We start from the raw sequence: 20466 nt of genomic DNA on the forward strand, positions 1-20466 counted from the left end.
AAATGATACGCCAAGAAAAAAAATCAAGATTTATAATGCTTGGGTTATGTTTGATAGCCATTGCTCCCAGCCTTAAAGCACAGACTTCGGACAGCACAATTGTCAGCCTTTCAATAAATGAAGCAATTAATCAATCCAAAACATCGAACAAGCTGGTAGGAGTATTCAAGAATGAAATAGCTGCAACTCAGGCGGAAATAAATGATGCGAAAATGGGCGTGTTGCCCCGTGTGCTTACAAACGCATCCTACCAGCGTTACAGTGACGTAACACTCTTTGAGGATGTATTAGGAGAATCGCACACCATACCCAAACCGCCAAATGCCAATGCAGGAGCTTTGGGTTTGGAAGCATCATTCAATCTGTATTCGGGTGGACGGCAAAAATCGATCATCACAGCTTCTAAATACAAAAACGAACTGGCGAACATCAATCTTAAAGAACAGGAAGCCAATATCGGTTTGCAAGTAGCAGTGCAATACCTTGATATGGTGCGCTATTATTATCAGGAAAAGCTGTTAAAAGAACAGGAAGCAAGGGCAGATACCCGATTAAAGAACATTAACGCCTTTTATACAAATGGCAAGGTAACAAAGAGCGACCTCTTGAGAGCTGATGTTGCCCTGTCCAATATTCAATTAAACCAGACCTCAAACAAAAATGACTATCAAATTGGTATTCAAAAGCTAAAAATGCTTCTGAATTTAGATAATTCGACTAAGATTATTATTGAAGACACCGCTTCCTTGAATCTTCCAAAAATTATGGAAGTTGAACAGTTGCTTGGCAACTATTCCGAAACTTTCTCGATTTTGAAAGTACAGAAGAATATACAGCTTCAGGAAACCCGCACGAAGCTGACGAAATCCTTTAACCTACCATCCATCAACTTATTCGGTGGTTACGGATTTAACTATCCCAATACACTTGTTTTCCCTCCACAGCCGCAAACCTTTGCGGTTGGGCTTGTAGGCATAAAGGCAACCTATGATATATCATCACTATATCAAAATAAAAACAAGGTCAAGGCTTCACTTATAAGGGAAGATGAACTGAAGCAGCAAAAAGAATGGATTGAGGACAATGTGCAACAAGAAGTAACGGCTTTAATTACAAAATATTCCGAAGCTACAAACAGAATGTCGGTCATTGAAAAATCCATTGAGCAGGCAGAAGCGAACTATAAGATACAGAATGCAAAGTATTCCAACCAGCTTAGTTTGCTAACCGACCTTTTGGAAGCTGACAATCTTTTGTACGAAGCCAAATTCAATTATATACAGGCAAACATCGCAGCCTTATCCATCTATTACCGATTACTTTTTATAACAGGAAAACTTTAAAACAAAGAAATGAAATGAAACAAAAAAATAAAAATTCCAAAAGCTCTGCCATTATAAGCAAGATTACAACTTGGGTCGTAATCGTTATTGCCGTAGTTGCGATTATCTATTTTGTGAAATACCTTATGTATTCAAGCAATTATGAAGACACCAATGATGCACAGGTTGAATCGTTTATCAACCCTGTTTCTGCAAGAGCCGGTGGATTTATAAAAACTGTTCTTTTTGAGGAGCATCAAAAAGTGAAACAGGGAGATACGCTTGTTATTTTGGATGACAGGGAATACCTGCAAAAAGTAAAAGAAGCGGAAGCTATGCTGGAAGACACCAAAGCACAGCAGGAAATATTAACCGCAGGCATTCATTCCGCAGAAACCTCTACGCTTATCAATCAAGACCAAATCAATGCTGCAAAGGCAACGCTATGGCAGCAGGAACAGGACGTAAAAAGGTTCAAAAACCTGCTGGAAGAAGAAGCCGTAACATTAGCTGATTATGAGCAAGTAAAAACCAGGTATGACGTTGCAAAAAACAATTACAATGCTACTATAAACGGTCTTAAAACAGGAAATGCAAAAGTCCGCGAACTGCAAGCAAAGTACAGTTCACTATTTGCAGCACGTAAACGTGCCGAAGCCTTAGTGGATTTGGCAAGGCTTAATTTAAGTTATACGGTTATCACTTCTCCCTACAATGGCTATACAGGAAGAAAGAGTATTTTAGAGGGACAACAGGTGCAGGCAGGGCAACCATTGGTTTCTATTGTCAATACAAACGATAAATGGATTACCGCCAATTTTAAAGAAACACAGGTAAACGGAATGTATATAGGTCAGCCTGTGGAAATAGAGGTTGATGCTATCCCCGGCAAAACGTTTCACGGTAAAATCGAAGCCATATCTGCCTCTACGGGTTCAAAGTTTTCCTTATTACCGGCAGATAATTCAACAGGAAATTTCGTGAAAATAGTTCAGCGTATTCCTGTAAAAATAACATTTACAGATAATAATACAGATGAGCTTAAAGCGGGTATGAATGTAAATGTCAAAATAAAAAAAGCTAAAAAATAAACCTGATGACGCCGAATATATATTTTAACAACCGGATAAGCTCCCGTCCCGGTCTGGCGAGGATTGGTCTAATCCTCATTTTGTTTGCCGCAATGGCTCAATTTGCGTCATTCGGTATTATACAGGCACACGTTGTATCTTTTTATGGTGCACAAACAGAAGATATTTCTTTTGCCTTTCAGATTGCTTACGCAGGCATTGTTTGTTTCTTACCCATACAGTTCCGGACACAACGGTATTTTAATACCCGTATTTATCTTGTAGCCGCTTTTTTGGCAGGCATACTGCTTAATATCGGCTGTCTGCTAACACAAGATTTGATTGTTTTTTCAGTCCTGCGGTTTTTTATCGGAGTGACCACCAGTATTGTAGCAGGTTGTGTGCTTATTATTTTGTTTTCTACACTACCCGAAGAAAAAAGAATGCTTGTAGGGGTTTCTATTTTTTTCTCTTTAGTGCTTACTTGCGGACTTATAATTGGCATAGGGGCTTCGTGGGTTGTATTAAGAACTGACTGGAAGGCAGTTTATTATGGTCTTATCGGGCTACAAATCATTGCCGCCATTATTTGTATCACAATATTTAAAAAGAAAAGAGCCGTGAAGCCTTTTCCACTATATCAGGTTGATTGGATTGGCTGTATCTTATTTACGTTTGGAGCAGTAGCTTCTACGTTTGTGTTTATATACGGAGCGAAAAGATATTGGTTGTCCGACCCACTTATATTATATGTGTCCATTTTTGCCGTAGTATCTATATGCCTTTTTCTTTACCGAAAAGCGACTATCAAACGACCGTTAATTGACCTGAATGTCTTTAAATATGGCAAGTTTATTTTTGCCATTATTTTAATGCTGGCATTTTGGGGCATAAAGGATAGTATTAATCTTATCTATGGTTATTCCTCAATGGTACTTGGCTGGAACTCAGCCGATGTAGTGAATGCCGGAATGTATAATATTATAGGGGTTGTGATAGCTACACTTATAGCCCTTAAGGTAATTCTCAAAAAAAAGCAAAATCTGCCAAAGCTTCTTTTAATCGGCTTTTTGGTGTTGTGTATTTACCACCTTTGGATGTATTTCAGATTAACACCAGACCTTTCATTTTATGAACTTTGCTTTCCTGTTTTTCTGCAAGGTTTGGCTTGCGGATTTTTGTTTGTTCCCATTACCATCTTTTGTGCGGCAAGCGTACCCAAAAGTACGGGAATGACAGCGATAATAGTTTGTGCCTATGCCCGCTTCTTTGCGAGCCTTAATTCAATATGTGGGCTTTATACCTTACAATTGTATTTCAATCAAAAGTATAAATATGACTTTTTAGGCAGTCTTACACCGGATAGTGAAATGCTGATGCAACGACAAAATTTATATCAATCCTTTCTTGCATCAAAGGGTTATGGACGTGGCGAGGCTATTGGAATATCAAATATGTTGGTTGCAAAATCATCAGGTATTCAAAGCCAGTTGCTAACAATGCGGTCAATCTTTATGATTGGGGCAATAGTAACCGGGGTTGTGCTGATTATCTTGTGCTGTTTTGCCATTATTATGAAAGTCAAAACGGCCAAGGAAGCTAAAATGGCACTTAATCAATCGTAAAGCTATGAACTCTAAAGACCGTATTTTACAAGCAGCCGAAGATATGTTTTACCAAAAAGGTTATCCCTTAACTACGATACGTGATATTGCCGCTAAGGCGAAGATGAACAGTGCTGTGATTAATTATCATTTTGGAAGCAAGGAAAACCTTTATTTAACTATACTCAAAAAAATGGAAAAGGCTTTAAATTCTGTTTGCATAAAAAGTGATATTCCAGAAAATGACCTTTTTGTGAAAAATTTTATTAAAAATTCTTTCACGGAAGTATGCCTGCAACACAAGGTTTTTCATCTCTATTTGAAAGAGCAATCCCAATTCTCTACCGAAGCTTCGGAAAAGTTGGTCAGGAAGTTTCAGGATAAACATCTTAAACACTTTAGTTCACTTGTGCGACTACAATCCCATAATGAAATCCCGAACAAAAAAATCGAATTGCTGTACCATTCAATTTTTGGAATGGTTAAGGAATTGTTCCGTTCTCATAAAATCAAATTACATAAAGAAAGGGAAGATAAAAATGCGCAGGATATAGAAGAGGTCATTTCGTATATAGACCAAAATTATTTAACAAAGGGGTTCCTTTTATTTTTTCAATTGAACCCCAATTAATTATACCGCTGTAAAATTATGCGTGCACTTGTCATTTCCGGAGGCGGAAGTAAAGGAGCTTACGCCGGAGGCGTAGCCGAGTATTTAATACAAAAGCAAAATAGAAGCTATGATATTTATGTTGGTTCTTCTACCGGAAGTTTGTTGCTCCCTCATTTAGCTATCGGAGAGATTGACACCTTGCATAATATTTATACCAACGTTAATCAAAATGATATTTTCAACTTAAATCCATTTGTGATACGGAAAAAAGATAATCGTGAATATGTTACTATCAATTATTTAACAACCGTATTACAGTTTGTGAAGAAGAAACGAACCTTTGGAGAAAGCAAGAATTTGAGGAAGCTTATCAGAAAGACAATCACAAAAGAGGTATATGAAGAAGCTAAAAATGTCGCTACGGATTTAGTAATAACGGTTTCTAATTTTACCAAAAACGAGATTGAATATAAATCTATAAAAGAGTGTAATTACGAGGAATTTTGCGATTGGCTGTGGATTTCCTGCAACTACGTTCCCTTTATGAGTTTAGTAACCCGTGATGATTGCGAATATGGCGATGGCGGTTTCGGGGCTGTAGTTCCTGTTAGGGAAGCCATAAGACGTGGAGCCACCGATGTAGATGTTATTATTTTGGAATCTGAAAATATGGAAAATAATAAGGTACTCGGTAAAAACCCCTTTTCGCTTATCGTCAATCTTTTAGGGTTTTTATCAGACCAAATAGAACAAAGTAATATTGTTGAGGGTAAGTTATCGGCATTAAATAAAAACGTAACCCTGAACCTTTACTACACCCCGAGCAAACTAACAGAAAATTCGCTCGTGTTTGACAAAAAGCTTATGACCAACTGGTGGAAACAAGGATATAAATATGCCGAATACAGAGAACATCAACAAAAAAACATAAAGGAAATGGTCAGATAAGCACAATAAATTAGGCTCTCGCACATAAAATTCAAATAAACTGTATGGAACAATTTTACACCGAAATACTGAATAAGTTAGAAACGGCAATCCACGAATTGGAGATTGACACCGTAAATAAAGAAACCAACTAAAATGGCATCATCATTAAATCATATTATCTCGGAGATACAGCGAAAAGAAAAAGCTATTTCGCTCACTTCCCCCAATGAGATTGATGAAGCATACCAAATGACCATATATCTGAAAGAATATTTATGGTCTATAAGAGAGGATGTTACGAAACAAGGCTTTAAAAACCAATGGGAGGAAATCAATTTTTTCCGCAACATTAAACCATACATTCTCTCCAAACTTATTTACCATAATAAGATATTTCGCATACAGACCGCTTGTCCCGTTGACGGAGGAAAGATGTATGCCAGTTATTTTTCAGAACAGTTGCAGGAATTAAAACAGGAATACAGGGAACATATCTACAATTCAGATTTTTACAGATATTATCGTTCGGGAAGAACCGACCGTGATGAAACCTACTTTAGGTTAGGCAACATCAATTTCCACGATGGACTAAATAGTTTTGTCTTTGAAATTGACCCGTTGTTTTCCACCTATTATGATAACAAAGTGGCTCGGATAATAGCCGATGAGTTACTCTATACCTACATACTGCAAAAAATCAACGATGATGAAATAGCAGGCTCTCTTTCTGCAAGGGATATTGCATCTGATGGTGTTCTTTGGACAGATACCAAAAATGCTTTAATAGAGCTGATTTATGCGCTGTATGCGAACGGTTCACTTTCGTACGGTAAAATAGGAATACGAAAAATCAGTTTGGTTTTGGAAAAGCTATTTCAGATTACCTTGGGGGACTTGCACAATTCTTTCCACCGAATGAAATATCGAGCCGGCTCCCGAACCTCATTTTTAGACCAATTGAAATCTTCTTTGGAAGAATATATGGACAAAGATTTATAGAGGACTACTTCGCAAACCAATCATTAAATTGCCATAGGCAATAAATAGACACCCTTGAGATATTTGTGTAAGTTTGTATAACTAAGTAATAGAAATAGTTATGGCAAACACTCTCGAACAAATCAGCATTGCGTTTATCAATGATAAAAGCCCGATTATAGATATAATCTGCAACAACCTTGTAGCTTCAGGAATTGATATACTGTTCCGTTCGGAAAGTATTGAGAGCGGGCTATCACAATTATCAGCATTAGAAGAATTGCCCCAAGTTTGTATCGTTGACCTTGATTTTTTCGATAACAAGGTATTGACACAGCTCCACGAACTAAAAGCAAAATATCCAAACTTAAATCTTATTGCCCATAGTGACGATGATAGCGAGGAAGCTGTAATATCTCTTTTAAAAATCGGAGTTAGCGGTTATTTGCTTATTGGTAGCGATACAGACGATTTTAAGAAAGCAATCATAGGGGCTTGCAATGGCAAAAGATATTTTAGTGTAGGTGTATCGAAAATTGCACAGGAATATTTCAGCAACAAAGAAACGGTCTAACTCAACTGTTTTTTCTATTCCGTTGTAGGTAAAGTTTGGACAAAAAATGTATATTTGCAATGAGCGAACGGAAACACGTTGAAATACAAAGCAACAAGCACCGTTACCAAATCGTTACCTGACTTCTTTGATTATCCCCATAAGAGCCTTGTATTCAACTGATAGGGATTTTTCCTGAAAACTTTAAAATACAGTTCTACATTAGGATTGGCTTCAATTTCATCATTTTTCAGTGAACGAACATCACTCAAAAACCAGAGGATACCAGCCTCATCTACTTCTTGAAGAGCCATTGGTCTACTTGTAGTATTACCGCCAATATTGGTGGTAAAAAAGCAAGTTCGGGCAGTTTCAGCAATAGTTTTTATCTTTTCAATGGCTTTATTTCCGCTCAAATTTTCTGTCGGTGACTGTGCATTTCCCATAATTTTATTTTTTTATTTCTGAATTGTGATTAAAACAATTTTTCTCCTCATTGATATGAAAAGTAAAATTTGTACAAACTATAATGTCATTGCTATCAAAATGTTTTACAATGCCATTTTTTTCCATCGTTACAACCCAACACGAATTTTGATGCATACCATAATCAATTAAAAAATAGTATGACCTCTACCAATAGGGGTATCAACAAGTATTGTAGGACTAAGTTGTAATATCATTCGTCTAAATTTTATATTTACATCACGTTAAACATTTTATTATGAAGGAACCTTCCTTTCTTCTTCACGGTCCCAAATACGATGTAATTTCATTACTTGAATAAAATCCGCAATCCAATTCTCATTTTCATCTTCTAAAATCACTCCTCTATCAAGTTTAACAAATGAATTATCCATTAACGAACCTGCTCCTTTTGCAAATGCTAATATTTTACAATGTCTGTAAGAATCATTGATAAATTCATAGTAATCTGAATTCAATTTTAAAGATTCTATTGATTTGCCTGATGGTGTAAACACTGCATCATAACAAACAGATGGATCTGTAAGATAACTATGGGAAATCTTTTCTTTACTTCCTTCTTCATAAGTTAGCTCTCCAACTTTAGATGAAATTAATACCGCTTGAGCTCCCTCTTTTTCCAATGCTTTTTTTAATTGATCTACACTTTTTTTAGAAACACCATTATCTACTAAAAAGGCTACTTTTCTGGTTTTAATAATCCCTTCACCTTCTTTTACTTTCATACTCAGTGCATCAGATGAATTTATTTCTTGTTTTTTAGGCTTCAGAGGATAATTGGGATGATTTTGCCTTGCAAAACTTAATGTCAGCTCATCCAACTTTTTTGGAGGGATAATACCAAGACTATCTCCTACTTTTTGCGCTAAAGTTTTATCAATTTGATAAAGTATAGCAACTTGCCTCTCTCTAATTTTTGGATCAGAAACCTTACTCAATTCAAAACTAAAAGCATCTATAATATGTTGTTTCTCTGGTTTGGATTGAGAATTAAAAAACAAAGTTGCTTGCGAGAAATGATCAGCAAAAGAATCAGATCTAGCCCTTACTTTCTTCCCTTCTACCTTTTGTTCATGAGATTGAAAACCTTCCTCTCCCTTTAACATTGCATGATATGGGCAACCAGAAGCTTTGCTGTTAGGAAAATAACTTACACCTCCTTTCAGTATATCAATTCTCCCTGTTCCATCTTTTTGATTATTATGCTTTTGGTTTAATGATCTATTAATAGGTATTTCATGGAAATTTGCTCCACCTAATCTATAATTCTGTGTATCCATATACGAAAAAATACGACCTTGCAATAAAGGATCATCAGATAAATCAATACCTGGGATAATTCTTCCAGGGTCAAAAGCCACTTGTTCAGTTTCAGCAAAAAAATTGTCGGGATTGCGGTTAAGGGTCATCGTTCCAATGATTTTTACAGGAACTAATTCTTCTGGAACCAATTTCGTAGCATCCAAGATATCAAAAGAATATTTTAATTCATCTTCTTCAGGAATTAGCTGAACACCTAAATCCCACTGCGGAAAATTTCCTTCATCAATAGCTTCCCATAGATCTAGACGGTGAAAGTCAGAATTAAATCCTGATATTTTTTGAGCTTCATTCCACGCAACAGAATGCACTCCTAATTTAGGTTTCCAATGGAATTTAACAAAAGTTGCTTTACCTTTCTCATTAATCAATTTAAATGTATGTACACCAAACCCCTCCATCATTCTAAGGCTTCGAGGAATTGCTCGGTCAGACATCGCCCACATTATCATATGTGCAGATTCAGGCATTAATGAAATAAAATCCCAAAACGTATCGTGCGCTGAAGCAGCTTGGGGAATTTCTTTATCTGGCTCTGGCTTAACAGCATGTACTAAATCAGGAAAATTCATAGCATCTTGTATAAAAAATACAGGAATATTATTACCTACAAGGTCAAAATTACCATCTTCTGTATAAAATTTAACTGAAAAACCTCTTACGTCTCTAGCTAAATCAGTAGAACCTTTGAAGCCTGCAACTGTTGAAAATCTAGTAAAAAGAGGTGTACTTATCCCCTTTTGTAAAAATTTCGCATGGGTAAATTCAGATATATCTTCATGAATCTCTAATATTCCATGTGCACCACTTCCACGTGCATGAACTACTCGTTCGGGAATACGCTCTCGATCGAAATGAGCCATTTTATCAAAAAAGATATGGTCTTGTTGTAGAGAAGGCCCTCTATCTCCAACTTTTAAGGTGTTATTATTATCATAGATAGACACACCATCATTAGTCGTCAATTTTTGATTCGAATTATCAATTGTAAATTGACTCATTTGTTCTGATTTAAGGTCTGATTTTTTTGATTTTTTCATATGCTAATATTAATTAATGAATTAGAATTGACGAATAGAACGTAATAAGAAAAAATAAAATCAACACAAAACTTATAGCTTTATTGTTATTTATTTATATTATACATAAATTTATTATGACATAAATCAATTAGAGTGCCATTTTTTTCTTAAAATGATAAAAAAGCACCTTTATAAAAACAATAAACTATTTAAATAACCCCTTGTGAATTTTAAATAATTTGAGTTTTTAGATTTTTAATATTTCAATTAAAGTAATTTTATTAATGTACTGAATCACTATTAGTGTAGTAATTTTAGCTGGAATTCTGGTTTTAAACCTTTCAAAAGTCGTTGCATAATTGCGTCTAATCATAAACTGATCGCATAGTTGAGATTTATATCATTCAAAAAATGAATATCATAAACAGATGCGGGATTGATATCAATCCCCTGGAAAACACCAGCTAAATTTCAATAGATCACATGGATCATTTAAAGGAAAAACTCCATATGAAATACTGAAATCAATACTAAAATAATTATATTTATTGTCTACGAAGTGATGAAATACAACAATAATAACCCTGCATTATAGTTTCTCCCATTCCATTTTGCCAGAAGTAAATAACAAACTATAAGAACAACAATAATAAACATTGTTCTTGAAACTATATACCAATTTGATATATAAATTTCTTTCGCTTTGCGCTTAGCAATTGTTTTGTAAAAAATGAAAATGGTTCTATTATAAATCCTTTATAACAGAACCATTCTTATATTAATATTTTTGATTTATATACACTTCTCTGTAAATAGCTAATCTTTTAAAAACATTTTAAGAATCTTATATGCAAAATTTAGATCTATTAGCTTAATAGCATACTAATAACTGATAGAATCACTTTTAACAATTAAAAGTCTATGTAGAATATTTGAATTTAATCTATAATTGTTAAATGTTTAAGATTATAATAAATAAAAATCATCTATTTTTTCTTCACATAAAGTTTTGATTACATGTATCCATGAATCATTATCATTTAGACATGAAATATACTCATAAGCTTCTCCCCCATTATCAATAAATATTTCTTTTCCTTCCATTGCTATTTCCTCTAGAGTTTCCAAACAATCAGATACAAATGCAGGGCAAACAACTGCCAATTTTTTTATTCCTTTTGATGGTAAAACTTTTAAAGTAGAATCTGTATATGGCTCAATCCATTTATCTTTTCCTAGTCTAGATTGAAATGAAACAATTGTTTTTTCGCGAGATAAATTTAATTTTTCTATAACTTTTTTTGTTGTCTCAAAACATTGATGACGATAACAGAATTGATGACTTGGATTAAATTCTCTATCACAACAGTCACTTAAATTACAAGTCCTTGTAGGATCTGTTTTATAAATATGTCTTTCTGGGATACCGTGGTAAGAAAATAACAGCCCATCAAAATCATTCGAAAACTTGTCTTTTATACTTTCAACAAGACAATCTATATATATATCTTTATTATAAAATGGTTCCACATAATTTATTTTAACAAATGGAAATTTTTCTTTTCTTACTTTTTCTGATTTCTCTACTACAGATTCTGTTGTACTCATAGCATATTGAGGATACAATGGAAATAGTACAATCTTATTGACTCCTTTCTCAACTAGTTTAGAAATTCCATTTTCTATACTAGGTTCAGCATATCTCATTCCTATTTCAACAGGTATATCAACAATATTTTGTAATTTATTTTTTATTTTTTCAGTAATGACTATTAAAGGAGATCCCGCATCTGTCCAAATTTTCTCATAAGCTTGTGCGGATTTTGATGGTCTTGTATTTAGAATTATTCCTTTTACTAAAAGTGTTCTTAGAATCCAATTATAGTCAATAACTCTTTCATCCATTAAAAACTCTCCAAGATATTCTTTTACGTCATTTACGGATGTAGATTTAGGTGATCCTAAATTAACTAATAATATTCCTTTTTTACTCAATTTATTTACTTTTATGGTTACTATTTTTTTTTAATAAATAATTAAAAAAATGTATAAACATGCAACTCTATTTACAATTTAAATGAAATTTGTATATTAATGCATTACAACATTTACAAATCGGAAATATTTATAATTGTTTTTATAACAATCAAAATACTCTTGTCCATAAGTGTTTTTATTATTCATTATTTTTAATCTAAATCTTTGATAGAAAGTTTTTACAAACCTCACTTTTACTAAAGACAATAAGGTGATTAATTGAATCCAGCTTGAAATTTCAGTATGGATGTAGATACTTTGTAGTGAAGTTTTGATATTAATTCTTCAAAAGCAGAAAATGTGGAAAAATATATTATAATCGTTTAATATTTTAAATCATTATTATTCTTTCATTTTACTCCTTGAATGCTTCGTTAAAAATGCTTAAAACTCTGTTTCGAGCAAAATTATGAGGAACTATAGGAGAAGGATAATCATCAGTTTCAAATTCTGAGACCCACTTTTTGATGTAAAGAGATTCTTTATCAAATTTTTCTGTCTGAAGAGTTGGATTAAAGACTCTGAAATAAGGTGCCGCATCGCATCCTGATCCAGCAACCCATTGCCAATTACCATTATTTGCAGACAAATCATAATCGTTTAGTTTTGATGCAAAATAAGCCTCTCCCCAACGCCAATCTATGAGTAGATGTTTGCATAAAAAACTTGCTGTTATCATTCTTACTCTATTATGCATAAAACCAGTTTGATTAAGCTCTCTCATTCCTGCATCTACAATAGGATAACCTGTTTTCCCATCGCACCATAGCTTAAATTCCTGCTCATTATTCCTCCACTTAATAGCATTATACTTTGCCTTAAAAGGTTGGTGAACAACATATGGAAAATGATAGAGTATTTGCATAAAAAATTCTCTCCAAATTAATTCATTTAGCCATGTTTCATTTAGCTCTATCGCTAACGCAACACATTTTCGTACACTAATCGTTCCAAATCTAAGAGCTATACCTAATTGGGTCGTACATTGTAAAGCAGGATGATCCCTATATTTATGGTAATTTTGAATAATTTCCTTATCTAGCTTTGGCTGTTTGAATAAAATTGATGTTTTTAAAAAACCAATTTCTTTCAGTGAAAGAATCGTTTTGAATTCTGTTTTCAAAAATTTACTGTAATCAGGCTTATAACATTTATAATCTTCTGTTTTCAAAATTTGTTTCCATTTTTTTGCATACGGCGTATATACTGTATAAGGAGAACTATCTTTCTTTAAAATATCTTTCTTGTCAAAAATTACCTGATCTTTAAATGCTTTAAACGAAATGTTATATAACTTAAAATAATTGTAAATCGAAGTATCTCTTTTAATTGTCAAAGGTTCATAATCACGATTACAAAATATAGAATGAATAGCAAACTCTGTAGAAAGTTGCTGAAAAATTTTGAAAGGATCACCATAATATACATGGAGACTTGTCCCAAAGGATTTTAATTGATCATTAATATTTTGAAGCGCTTGATGAATATAATCCACCCTCCTATCTTTCTTGTCATCCAGTTGTCGTAGAATATCTTCATCAAAAATAAAAATAGGTAACACAGGAATTCCAGATGAAAGAGCGTGGTACAGCCCAACATTATCTTCTAAACGAAGATCTCTTCGAAACCAAAAAATGGAAATTTTATTTTTCATTTAAAAATGGATTATCATTTCGATTATGTTCTACCCAAATCAAATTGGATATATCATAACCAATTTCTGAAGCTAATGCAAGAAAGTTTGTTTTAATATTATCTGGAATATCTTTCGTCCTAGATAAAATCCATAAGTAATTTAGATTTTTACCTATAACCAATGCATATTGATAGTTTTCATCCAAAGCAATTACGTTATATCCAGCATAGAAAGGTCCAAAGAAGCTTACTTTTAGCTTTCCTATTTGCTTACCGTCTCTAAATTTTGCTTTACCTATAGCTTGCTTCCATACTTGTTTATCCTTATTAAATCCGCTATTTGAAACTACCAGATTTCCTTTTTTATCAAAAGTGTAGTTAGCGGAGACATTATCCAAGTTTTTCTCGAAACGAAAATCTAAACGAGCGATTTCAAACCAAGTACCTAAATATCGATCAACTTCAAAATTTCGAACAGCTTCTGCCTTTTTAGGAATAGAGGAACATGAATTGGAAAATATTAACAATCCTATACAAGCTGTTTTCAATAGTATTTTATTTTTCATTTTCATGAGATTTTGATTTAAATTTTTTAAAAAAATAGAGAACTAAAAGAAATTGCGTATATCCATACACAGCATCTTCTATTGGTATAGTTCCCATTCTGATTCCCAAAAAATCATCAGGATTATAATTTACAATTGGCGACTCTAATCCTGTACCTGTTAGAATACCATTTACAGGAAAGAAACCAAGCATAAGAATAGTGAAAACAAACGAAGCTTTTCCTATCCAATTTACACAACGAACAAAGTGTAAGTACAGTAAAACAACCAATGTTATAACAGCTGTTAATAGGGTATAAATTCTATCATAATAAAGTAAAGCGACAATTGAACAAACAATCACACTAAAAAAAACAATCAGATTATTAAAACAGGAAAGCCTATCTAATTTAAAAAATTTATCAAAGCAGAAATAAGTAAATATGCAAGAAAATGGTATACAAATAAAAAACAACCATTCTTCTAAAGGTAGACCTCCTATAAAAAAACCAAGTGTATAATCTGTATTAAACCACCACACTCCTTTAGCTGTAAACCAAATATCCCATGCAATAAATGGAACAGCTACAACAAGTGCTGCCTTAAAAAAAGCTCCAAAATGACGGTGAAAAAGAATACGAGAATCAAAGGATGATATGAAACAAATAATTATTGTAAAAAATAAAATCAAAATATAAGTATAGGACATCATTTTTGCGCAGAATTAAAGTACATTTTAAAATACTTGAAAGGAACATATAGAAACCCAAAACATTCTCCATTATCTTTATTTAGATGCTTATGATGTTGTTTATGAGCCCTACGAAGAGCAAGAAAATACGGATTCTTTATTCGTTTAAAATAATTCAGTCGTTGATGAATAAAAACATCATGCACAAAAAAATACGCCATACCATAAAGCATAATTCCTACCCCAACAAAAAATAAGTAATTATAACTATTGAGCGAACCAAAATACATCAAAGCAATAGTCGGAATCGCAAATATCACAAAAAAATAATCGTTTTTTTCAACTGATCCTTTATGGCTATGATCATGATGATCTTTGTGGAGAAACCATAAAAATCCATGCATCACATATTTATGAATAAACCATGTAACAGGCTCCATAAGTACAAATACTAGCAATACTAAAAATAAATTCATACACCTAAGTATTAAATAATTGCTTTAATACTTGATGACGATAATCAAATATTCTATTCAATTTTTTTTTCACCAAAAGAGAATGAACAACATTTCCCAAAACTCCAAAAGGAAGCTCATATTCTACTGTATCTTTCATTAAAATCCCCTTTTCATTGGGAATAAATTCATGAAAATGTTTCCAATATTTATATGGTCCTTTTTGTTGAAAATCTGTAAAGCTTTGCTGCGGATCTACTTGAATAATCTTTGTCTGCCATTTCAAAGGAATACCCAATAGTGGTGACACACTATAATCGATGAGCATACCTTCAAAAATTGGCTGATCCTGATCTTCTGACAAAACTGTAAAAACCATATCTTTTGGTGTAATTTCCGAAAGATTCATTGGAGAAGAAAAAAATCGCCAAGCTGTATCAATATCACAATACAGCTGTTGTTCTCTATACAAACGGTACTTCATCACTTATTCGTTTAAAATTTTTTCAATATTTCTACGCAAATTTATAGACGATATTTTATGCCTATTTTCCGATAAGATTTGCGTATCTTCTTCAACCTTTGAATAGTAGTTCAAAAATGAGGGTGCGTTTTTTTGTACTGATAATCTAATAAACCTCAATTCTAAATTTTCAGGTTCTATACGTATAGCCTCCTCTATATTCTTTTTACCTTTATTAAAAGTTTTAAGCTTATTTAATGGATGAGACACATGTTTAGCATTGATCGTTTGTACAGCTCCTAGATAACCCAAATAAATAGCGGATTTATTTTTTATACGGTCTAATTCAGCTATTACATTTACACATAATTCTTTGTCATTAGATAACTTAGAATAATTAGCCCTTACCTCTTCAAGAACTACCTCAGTGTCATTTATAAAACCTAAAAATCCCACAATGAGAAACCCTAACATTTTAATCATAACCAAGCAGCTTTATATCTTATGTAACTTTTAAACGCAACAAAAGCTTTTTCAGAATTAGCTATTCTAATTCTTCCATTTAAAATTTCTTTGGATGATTTTTTTTTGATCTTCTTAAACAAAGAAAGATAATATTTGTAAGCAAGATAAACACCAAAAATTGAAGAAGCTGGAAGTTTTTTAATCCCAATCAACGCTTCATCAAATTCTTCTTCTATTTCTTTTTCTATTGCGTATTTTATCTTATTATCAAAACCACTTATATCCACATTCGGAAAATAAGTTCTTCCCAAAATATGATAATCCTCTTTCAAATCTCGAAGAAAATTAATTTTCTGAAAAGCAGAGCCCAATTTCATCGCATAAGGTTTTAATTCTGCATACTTATCTTTATTACCATCTGTAAAAACCTGTAAACACATGAGTCCTACTACCTCAGCAGAACCTAAAATATAGGTTTTGTATAAGTCCGAGTCATATTCTATTTGTTGCAAGTCCATTTCCATACTACTCAAAAATTGATCGATAAGTTCTTTATCAATCTTATAATAATTTACAGTTTCTTGAAATGATTGTAAGATGGGGTTAAGCGATATCCTCTCATTTAATGCATATAAAGTTTCTTTTCTCAATCTTTTTAAAAGCTTCTCTTTGTTATATCCATGAAAACTATCTACGATTTCATCTGCCAACCTTACATAACCATAAATCGCATAAATAGCTGATCGAATAGAAGGTTTTAAAGCGAGAATACCCAAAGAAAAACTTGTGCTATATTTTTGAGTTGTCATCTTACTCACCGAATAAGAAAGCTCATCAAATAATTGTTTCATATAGAATTACTTTTTTATTTTGTTGATCTCATTGGCCACTATTTTACCGGATATAATAGAGGGAGGAACTCCTGGTCCAGGAACAGTTAACTGACCGGTATAAAATAAATTTTTTAGCTTTTTATTTCTTATTTTAGGTTTTAATACTGCTGTTTGATTAAGTGTATTAGCCAATCCATAAGCATTACCACCATAAGCATTATAATCTGACACAAAATCTTTGACACAATAACTTCTTTTAAAGTCAATTTTAGATTGCAAATCTACAACACCTGTATGCTTTTCTAATCGTGAAAGCATTTCCATTAAATACTTCTGACGCACAAATTCATTGTCATCTATTCCTGTTGCAATCGGCATTAGCAAAAACAAATTTTCTTTCCCTTCTGGTGCAACAGAATGATCAGTTTTTGATGGACAACAAGCATAAAACAAAGGTTTTTCAGGCCATCTTTTCTTTTCGTATATGCTATCTATATGTAGATCTAATTCATGCTCAAAGAATAGTGTATGATGTTTTAAATGCGGAATAGTTTCATTAAAACCAAGATAAAAAATCAGACAAGATGGAGCAAATGTTCTTTCTTCCCAATAGTCAGCCGTATAATTTCTATATTCTGCGTTCAAAAGTGTTTCTGTATGATGATAATCAGAAGAAGCAATCACTTCATCAAATTCATAGATTTCACCATTTATTACAAGTGAACTTACACTTTTATCTTTTACATTTATTTTATCAACATTACAATTAAAATGAAAGTGCGCCCCTTGTTCTTCTGCTACTTTTTTCATTGCTAATACCAGCTGATAAAAACCTCCTTTAGGATAATAAGTACCTAATACATAACCGCCATAATTCATCAAACTATACAATGCAGGAATCTTTTCAGGAGATGCGCCCAAAAATATAACTGGGAACTCCATCAAAGCTCTCAATTTCTTATCTTTAAAATATCGTGCAACATATGCTCTGAAATTAGAAAGTAAATCCAATTTCAAAGCATTTTTAGCAATTTTAATAGATACAAATTCAGTCCAATTAGTACAAGGTTTATGTACAAAATCCTTCATTCCTACTTCATATTTAAATTTGGCAGATTTCATAAAGTTTTCTAATTGAAAACTAGCTCCTTTCTCTATTTTTTCGAAGGTTTCTTTTAGTGCTTCAAAATTTTCAGGTACATCTAATTTTTCGTTAGAAAAAATCATCTCAAATTGAGGATTTAACGATATCAATTCAAAAAAAGAAGAAGTGGCATAACCAAAATCCTCAAAGAAATCTTGTATAACATCTGGCATCCAATACCAACTAGGTCCCATATCAAATACATAACCTTCTTCTGTTTTTAATTGTCTTGCTCTTCCGCCTGGCTGATTATGTTTCTCAAATACATGTACTTCATGTCCTTCTTTTGCTGTATAAGCAGCAGCTGATAAACCAGAAAATCCAGATCCAATAATGGCTATTCTTTTTTTCATATCTCGTTTTTAACTTCCTTTATATGTAGAATAACCATAAGGAGATACAGTCAATGGTACATGAAAATGCTTATTCCCTTTAATACGAAAAACAATCTCGATAAAAGGATAAAATGTTTGCAATTTTTTACTATCAAAATAAGATTGAATATGAAATACGAGTTTATAAACACCGTCATTATTCTGACCATAAGGTAAAAAATTCCCTATTCTACCATCTTTATCTGTTATTTGTGTACTTACCTTAGTCCACGAATTGTCCACATTCATTTTCTCTAATGTAACTGAAACAGATGGTGCAGGTTCTCCTGTAGAGTTATCTAAAATATGGCTGGACAATTGATACGTTTTCGTTTGCGAAAAACAAAACAACGAACAACAGATAAGTAGAAAGAAAAATATACTCTTTTTCATACTAGTTGTATTTAATTAATATGTTTGTAAGCCTCTTTTAATAGAGATTCTGTTTCAAAATTCTTTTCATAGATTGCTTGATGAAATTCTTCGAGTTTATGAAGTAGATTTATTAATTCCATTTTTTCAACATAAGTTAAATTACCTGCTACAATTTGTGTCGCAAGCCTAATTTTATCCATTTGTTCTTCAAGAACTTCTAAACCTACTGAACTAACTTGAATAACTTTACTTCTTTTATCCAGCTCAGATGAAGCTTGATCTACCCAACCTTTAGCAATTAATCGATTTATAATTTGCATCCCTACTGGTTTTTCATGCACATTTTTCTTTATCAAATCCATTTTTGTCATCTCCCCAAATGCCTTTAAATTGATTAAGTAAATAAAATCTTCTTGAGATGAAAAATCCGATCCTATAATAGCAGATTTTGAATAACTTTTCGCATACCTATTCATATGAACAAGTAATGTACTTATAACACTTTCAGGCGATCTCATTTTCTCTTTTCCGATCCAATGAGGAACATCACAAGAACTTTCTAGATGATTATTTAAAATAATCCACTTTTTAAAATCATCAATAGAAGCATTAGCATTACACGTATTTTCTTTTTCAAACTCTTCTATTAAATCAACTACATCTTTGATTAATTGGAAATTCATATACAATATTTAGTTTACAAATATACTATTTTAAAACAAATAAAGAATATTATTATACTATATATTAAAAATAATATCCGAGCTTATTAAAAAACAATGTAATTTTATATGTATAATTCTAACTTATCAATACTTCGGCAGACTCGTCACAAGCAAGACTTGGCTGTAAACCTCTCTACTAAAAATATTCTCATTTCACTAAAGATTTTAAAAACGCTACGGGCTAAAACCTTTTTAACGTTATTCAAACATTTTCTTAACGTGAGAGTATTAATGCCGGTTTCTTCATCCTCTTTTCTAATTCAAATTCGTTGTCATTTCGATTCTAAATCGTTGGGTTTTTATAATTCGTTATTTATCGTCTAAGTCTTCGATACAACGTTTTGCAAACGCCACTCTGACTGACGANNGAATCTCTTCTTTTCATTTTTATTCATGAGTTACTAATTGTTTTTAAATGAATTCATATACCCTTCGGGGAAGTCTTGACACAAAAACGAAACAAAAAAGATGCCGACAGTAGTCTCTCAATGATTCAACTAAATAAATTATTTCCATAAAGTTGATAACTCACTTCGTTCAGACACCTCAACTTTTTTTATTCCAATAATTTAGAATTGAATTGCATTTCGATCCTAAATCGTCGGATTTTTATCATTCTTTTTTAATATTCAAATTCACTTTTAACAACGGGTTTTGTCATTCGTTATTTATCGTCTAAGTCTTCGATACAACGTTTTGCAAACGCCACTCTGACTGACGATAATAAGAAGCTGAAATCAAATCAGCTTGACGATTTGGTTTTTTATTTAAAAACAATTTGATTGATGTCATTCTAAGCCTGCCAATGTCGTACTTCATGACTTCG

At 32.6% G+C, this 20466-nt stretch carries 20 protein-coding genes and 1 pseudogene; 7 read left to right on the forward strand and 14 right to left on the reverse strand.

Going from position 1 to position 20466, the window contains the following annotated elements:
• Window positions 1–2: 2 nt before the first annotated feature.
• The 7 genes from B3792_RS13960 (at window position 3) to B3792_RS13990 (ending at window position 7091) form a co-directional block, all read left to right on the forward strand.
• Window positions 3–1343: a TolC family protein gene (locus B3792_RS13960; RefSeq protein WP_291069992.1), complete on the forward strand. Its 1341-nt coding sequence runs from the start codon at window positions 3–5 to the stop codon at window positions 1341–1343.
• A gap of 14 nt (window positions 1344–1357) precedes the next feature.
• Window positions 1358–2413 carry an HlyD family secretion protein gene (locus B3792_RS13965; protein ID WP_291069994.1) on the forward strand — a complete coding sequence of 352 codons (1056 nt, stop codon included), beginning with the start codon at window positions 1358–1360 and terminating at the stop codon, window positions 2411–2413.
• Between the two features lie 5 nt (window positions 2414–2418).
• The gene (locus B3792_RS13970; RefSeq protein ID WP_291069996.1) at window positions 2419–4017 is read left to right on the forward strand and encodes an MFS transporter; all 1599 of its coding nucleotides are present in this window, start codon (window positions 2419–2421) and stop codon (window positions 4015–4017) included.
• Window positions 4018–4021: 4 nt separating this feature from the next.
• Window positions 4022–4627, forward strand: a complete 606-nt coding sequence (locus tag B3792_RS13975) for a TetR/AcrR family transcriptional regulator (protein ID WP_291069998.1) — start codon at window positions 4022–4024, stop codon at window positions 4625–4627.
• 18 nt (window positions 4628–4645) lie between these two features.
• Window positions 4646–5557, forward strand: a complete 912-nt coding sequence (locus B3792_RS13980; RefSeq protein ID WP_291070000.1) for a patatin-like phospholipase family protein — start codon at window positions 4646–4648, stop codon at window positions 5555–5557.
• A 135-nt stretch (window positions 5558–5692) separates the two neighbouring features.
• The gene (locus B3792_RS13985; RefSeq protein ID WP_291070002.1) at window positions 5693–6538 is read left to right on the forward strand and encodes an RteC domain-containing protein; all 846 of its coding nucleotides are present in this window, start codon (window positions 5693–5695) and stop codon (window positions 6536–6538) included.
• Between the two features lie 100 nt (window positions 6539–6638).
• The gene (locus tag B3792_RS13990) at window positions 6639–7091 is read left to right on the forward strand and encodes a DNA-binding response regulator (RefSeq protein WP_291070004.1); all 453 of its coding nucleotides are present in this window, start codon (window positions 6639–6641) and stop codon (window positions 7089–7091) included.
• 131 nt (window positions 7092–7222) lie between these two features.
• On the opposite strand, the gene B3792_RS13995 is transcribed toward B3792_RS13990, so the two are convergent.
• The 14 genes and pseudogenes from B3792_RS13995 to B3792_RS14060 form a co-directional block, all read right to left on the reverse strand.
• Entirely contained in the window at window positions 7223–7516 is a 294-nt protein-coding gene (locus tag B3792_RS13995) for a pyridoxamine 5'-phosphate oxidase family protein (protein ID WP_291070006.1), read from the reverse strand.
• A gap of 276 nt (window positions 7517–7792) precedes the next feature.
• The gene (locus B3792_RS14000; protein ID WP_291070008.1) at window positions 7793–9916 is read right to left on the reverse strand and encodes a catalase; all 2124 of its coding nucleotides are present in this window, start codon (window positions 9914–9916) and stop codon (window positions 7793–7795) included.
• 212 nt (window positions 9917–10128) lie between these two features.
• A pseudogene (locus B3792_RS14195) lies at window positions 10129–10292 on the reverse strand (IS982 family transposase); the annotation flags it as partial.
• Window positions 10293–10864: 572 nt separating this feature from the next.
• Window positions 10865–11893 carry a ferrochelatase gene (hemH, locus tag B3792_RS14010; protein WP_280050373.1) on the reverse strand — a complete coding sequence of 343 codons (1029 nt, stop codon included), beginning with the start codon at window positions 11891–11893 and terminating at the stop codon, window positions 10865–10867.
• 397 nt (window positions 11894–12290) lie between these two features.
• On the reverse strand, window positions 12291–13589 hold the full coding sequence (locus B3792_RS14015) for a cryptochrome/photolyase family protein (protein WP_291070010.1): 1299 nt from the start codon (window positions 13587–13589) through the stop codon (window positions 12291–12293).
• Complete coding sequence (locus B3792_RS14020; RefSeq protein WP_125350630.1) at window positions 13579–14136, reverse strand: lipocalin family protein; 558 nt, start codon at window positions 14134–14136, stop codon at window positions 13579–13581. Before B3792_RS14020 ends, B3792_RS14015 begins: the two co-directional genes overlap by 11 nt.
• Window positions 14126–14827 (reverse strand): lycopene cyclase domain-containing protein, encoded by a 702-nt coding sequence (locus B3792_RS14025; RefSeq protein ID WP_291070012.1) that lies wholly within the window; start codon window positions 14825–14827, stop codon window positions 14126–14128. Before B3792_RS14025 ends, B3792_RS14020 begins: the two co-directional genes overlap by 11 nt.
• Window positions 14824–15282 carry a sterol desaturase family protein gene (locus B3792_RS14030; RefSeq protein ID WP_282630981.1) on the reverse strand — a complete coding sequence of 153 codons (459 nt, stop codon included), beginning with the start codon at window positions 15280–15282 and terminating at the stop codon, window positions 14824–14826. The genes B3792_RS14025 and B3792_RS14030 overlap by 4 nt, the downstream gene beginning before the upstream one ends.
• 4 nt (window positions 15283–15286) lie before the next feature.
• On the reverse strand, window positions 15287–15745 hold the full coding sequence (locus B3792_RS14035) for an SRPBCC family protein (RefSeq protein WP_291070015.1): 459 nt from the start codon (window positions 15743–15745) through the stop codon (window positions 15287–15289).
• Window positions 15746–15748: 3 nt separating this feature from the next.
• A complete protein-coding gene (locus B3792_RS14040) occupies window positions 15749–16207 on the reverse strand; it encodes a hypothetical protein (RefSeq protein WP_291070017.1) in 459 nt (152 codons plus the stop codon).
• Window positions 16204–17040 (reverse strand): phytoene/squalene synthase family protein, encoded by an 837-nt coding sequence (locus B3792_RS14045; protein ID WP_291049431.1) that lies wholly within the window; start codon window positions 17038–17040, stop codon window positions 16204–16206. The genes B3792_RS14040 and B3792_RS14045 overlap by 4 nt, the downstream gene beginning before the upstream one ends.
• Before the next feature lie 6 nt (window positions 17041–17046).
• A complete protein-coding gene (locus B3792_RS14050; RefSeq protein WP_291049429.1) occupies window positions 17047–18519 on the reverse strand; it encodes a phytoene desaturase family protein in 1473 nt (490 codons plus the stop codon).
• 9 nt (window positions 18520–18528) lie between these two features.
• Complete coding sequence (uraH, locus tag B3792_RS14055; RefSeq protein ID WP_291049426.1) at window positions 18529–18933, reverse strand: hydroxyisourate hydrolase; 405 nt, start codon at window positions 18931–18933, stop codon at window positions 18529–18531.
• 11 nt (window positions 18934–18944) lie between these two features.
• The gene (locus B3792_RS14060) at window positions 18945–19598 is read right to left on the reverse strand and encodes a MarR family winged helix-turn-helix transcriptional regulator (RefSeq protein WP_291049423.1); all 654 of its coding nucleotides are present in this window, start codon (window positions 19596–19598) and stop codon (window positions 18945–18947) included.
• Window positions 19599–20466: the final 868 nt, after the last annotated feature.

It is taken from the genome of Empedobacter sp. UBA5924 (assembly GCF_002431085.1).
Classification (GTDB): Bacteria; Bacteroidota; Bacteroidia; order Flavobacteriales; family Weeksellaceae; genus Empedobacter; species Empedobacter falsenii_B.

Coding starts and splice junctions, on each gene's coding strand:
- B3792_RS13960 (WP_291069992.1), top strand. CDS start 3: ATGATACGCCAAGAAAAAAAATCAAGATTTATAATGCTTGGGTTATGT.
- B3792_RS13965 (WP_291069994.1), top strand. CDS start 1,358: ATGAAACAAAAAAATAAAAATTCCAAAAGCTCTGCCATTATAAGCAAG.
- B3792_RS13970 (WP_291069996.1), top strand. CDS start 2,419: ATGACGCCGAATATATATTTTAACAACCGGATAAGCTCCCGTCCCGGT.
- B3792_RS13975 (WP_291069998.1), top strand. CDS start 4,022: ATGAACTCTAAAGACCGTATTTTACAAGCAGCCGAAGATATGTTTTAC.
- B3792_RS13980 (WP_291070000.1), top strand. CDS start 4,646: ATGCGTGCACTTGTCATTTCCGGAGGCGGAAGTAAAGGAGCTTACGCC.
- B3792_RS13985 (WP_291070002.1), top strand. CDS start 5,693: ATGGCATCATCATTAAATCATATTATCTCGGAGATACAGCGAAAAGAA.
- B3792_RS13990 (WP_291070004.1), top strand. CDS start 6,639: ATGGCAAACACTCTCGAACAAATCAGCATTGCGTTTATCAATGATAAA.
- B3792_RS13995 (WP_291070006.1), bottom strand. CDS start 7,516: ATGGGAAATGCACAGTCACCGACAGAAAATTTGAGCGGAAATAAAGCC.
- B3792_RS14000 (WP_291070008.1), bottom strand. CDS start 9,916: ATGAAAAAATCAAAAAAATCAGACCTTAAATCAGAACAAATGAGTCAA.
- B3792_RS14015 (WP_291070010.1), bottom strand. CDS start 13,589: ATGAAAAATAAAATTTCCATTTTTTGGTTTCGAAGAGATCTTCGTTTA.
- B3792_RS14020 (WP_125350630.1), bottom strand. CDS start 14,136: ATGAAAAATAAAATACTATTGAAAACAGCTTGTATAGGATTGTTAATA.
- B3792_RS14025 (WP_291070012.1), bottom strand. CDS start 14,827: ATGATGTCCTATACTTATATTTTGATTTTATTTTTTACAATAATTATT.
- B3792_RS14030 (WP_282630981.1), bottom strand. CDS start 15,282: ATGAATTTATTTTTAGTATTGCTAGTATTTGTACTTATGGAGCCTGTT.
- B3792_RS14035 (WP_291070015.1), bottom strand. CDS start 15,745: ATGAAGTACCGTTTGTATAGAGAACAACAGCTGTATTGTGATATTGAT.
- B3792_RS14040 (WP_291070017.1), bottom strand. CDS start 16,207: ATGATTAAAATGTTAGGGTTTCTCATTGTGGGATTTTTAGGTTTTATA.
- B3792_RS14045 (WP_291049431.1), bottom strand. CDS start 17,040: ATGAAACAATTATTTGATGAGCTTTCTTATTCGGTGAGTAAGATGACA.
- B3792_RS14050 (WP_291049429.1), bottom strand. CDS start 18,519: ATGAAAAAAAGAATAGCCATTATTGGATCTGGATTTTCTGGTTTATCA.
- uraH (WP_291049426.1), bottom strand. CDS start 18,933: ATGAAAAAGAGTATATTTTTCTTTCTACTTATCTGTTGTTCGTTGTTT.
- B3792_RS14060 (WP_291049423.1), bottom strand. CDS start 19,598: ATGAATTTCCAATTAATCAAAGATGTAGTTGATTTAATAGAAGAGTTT.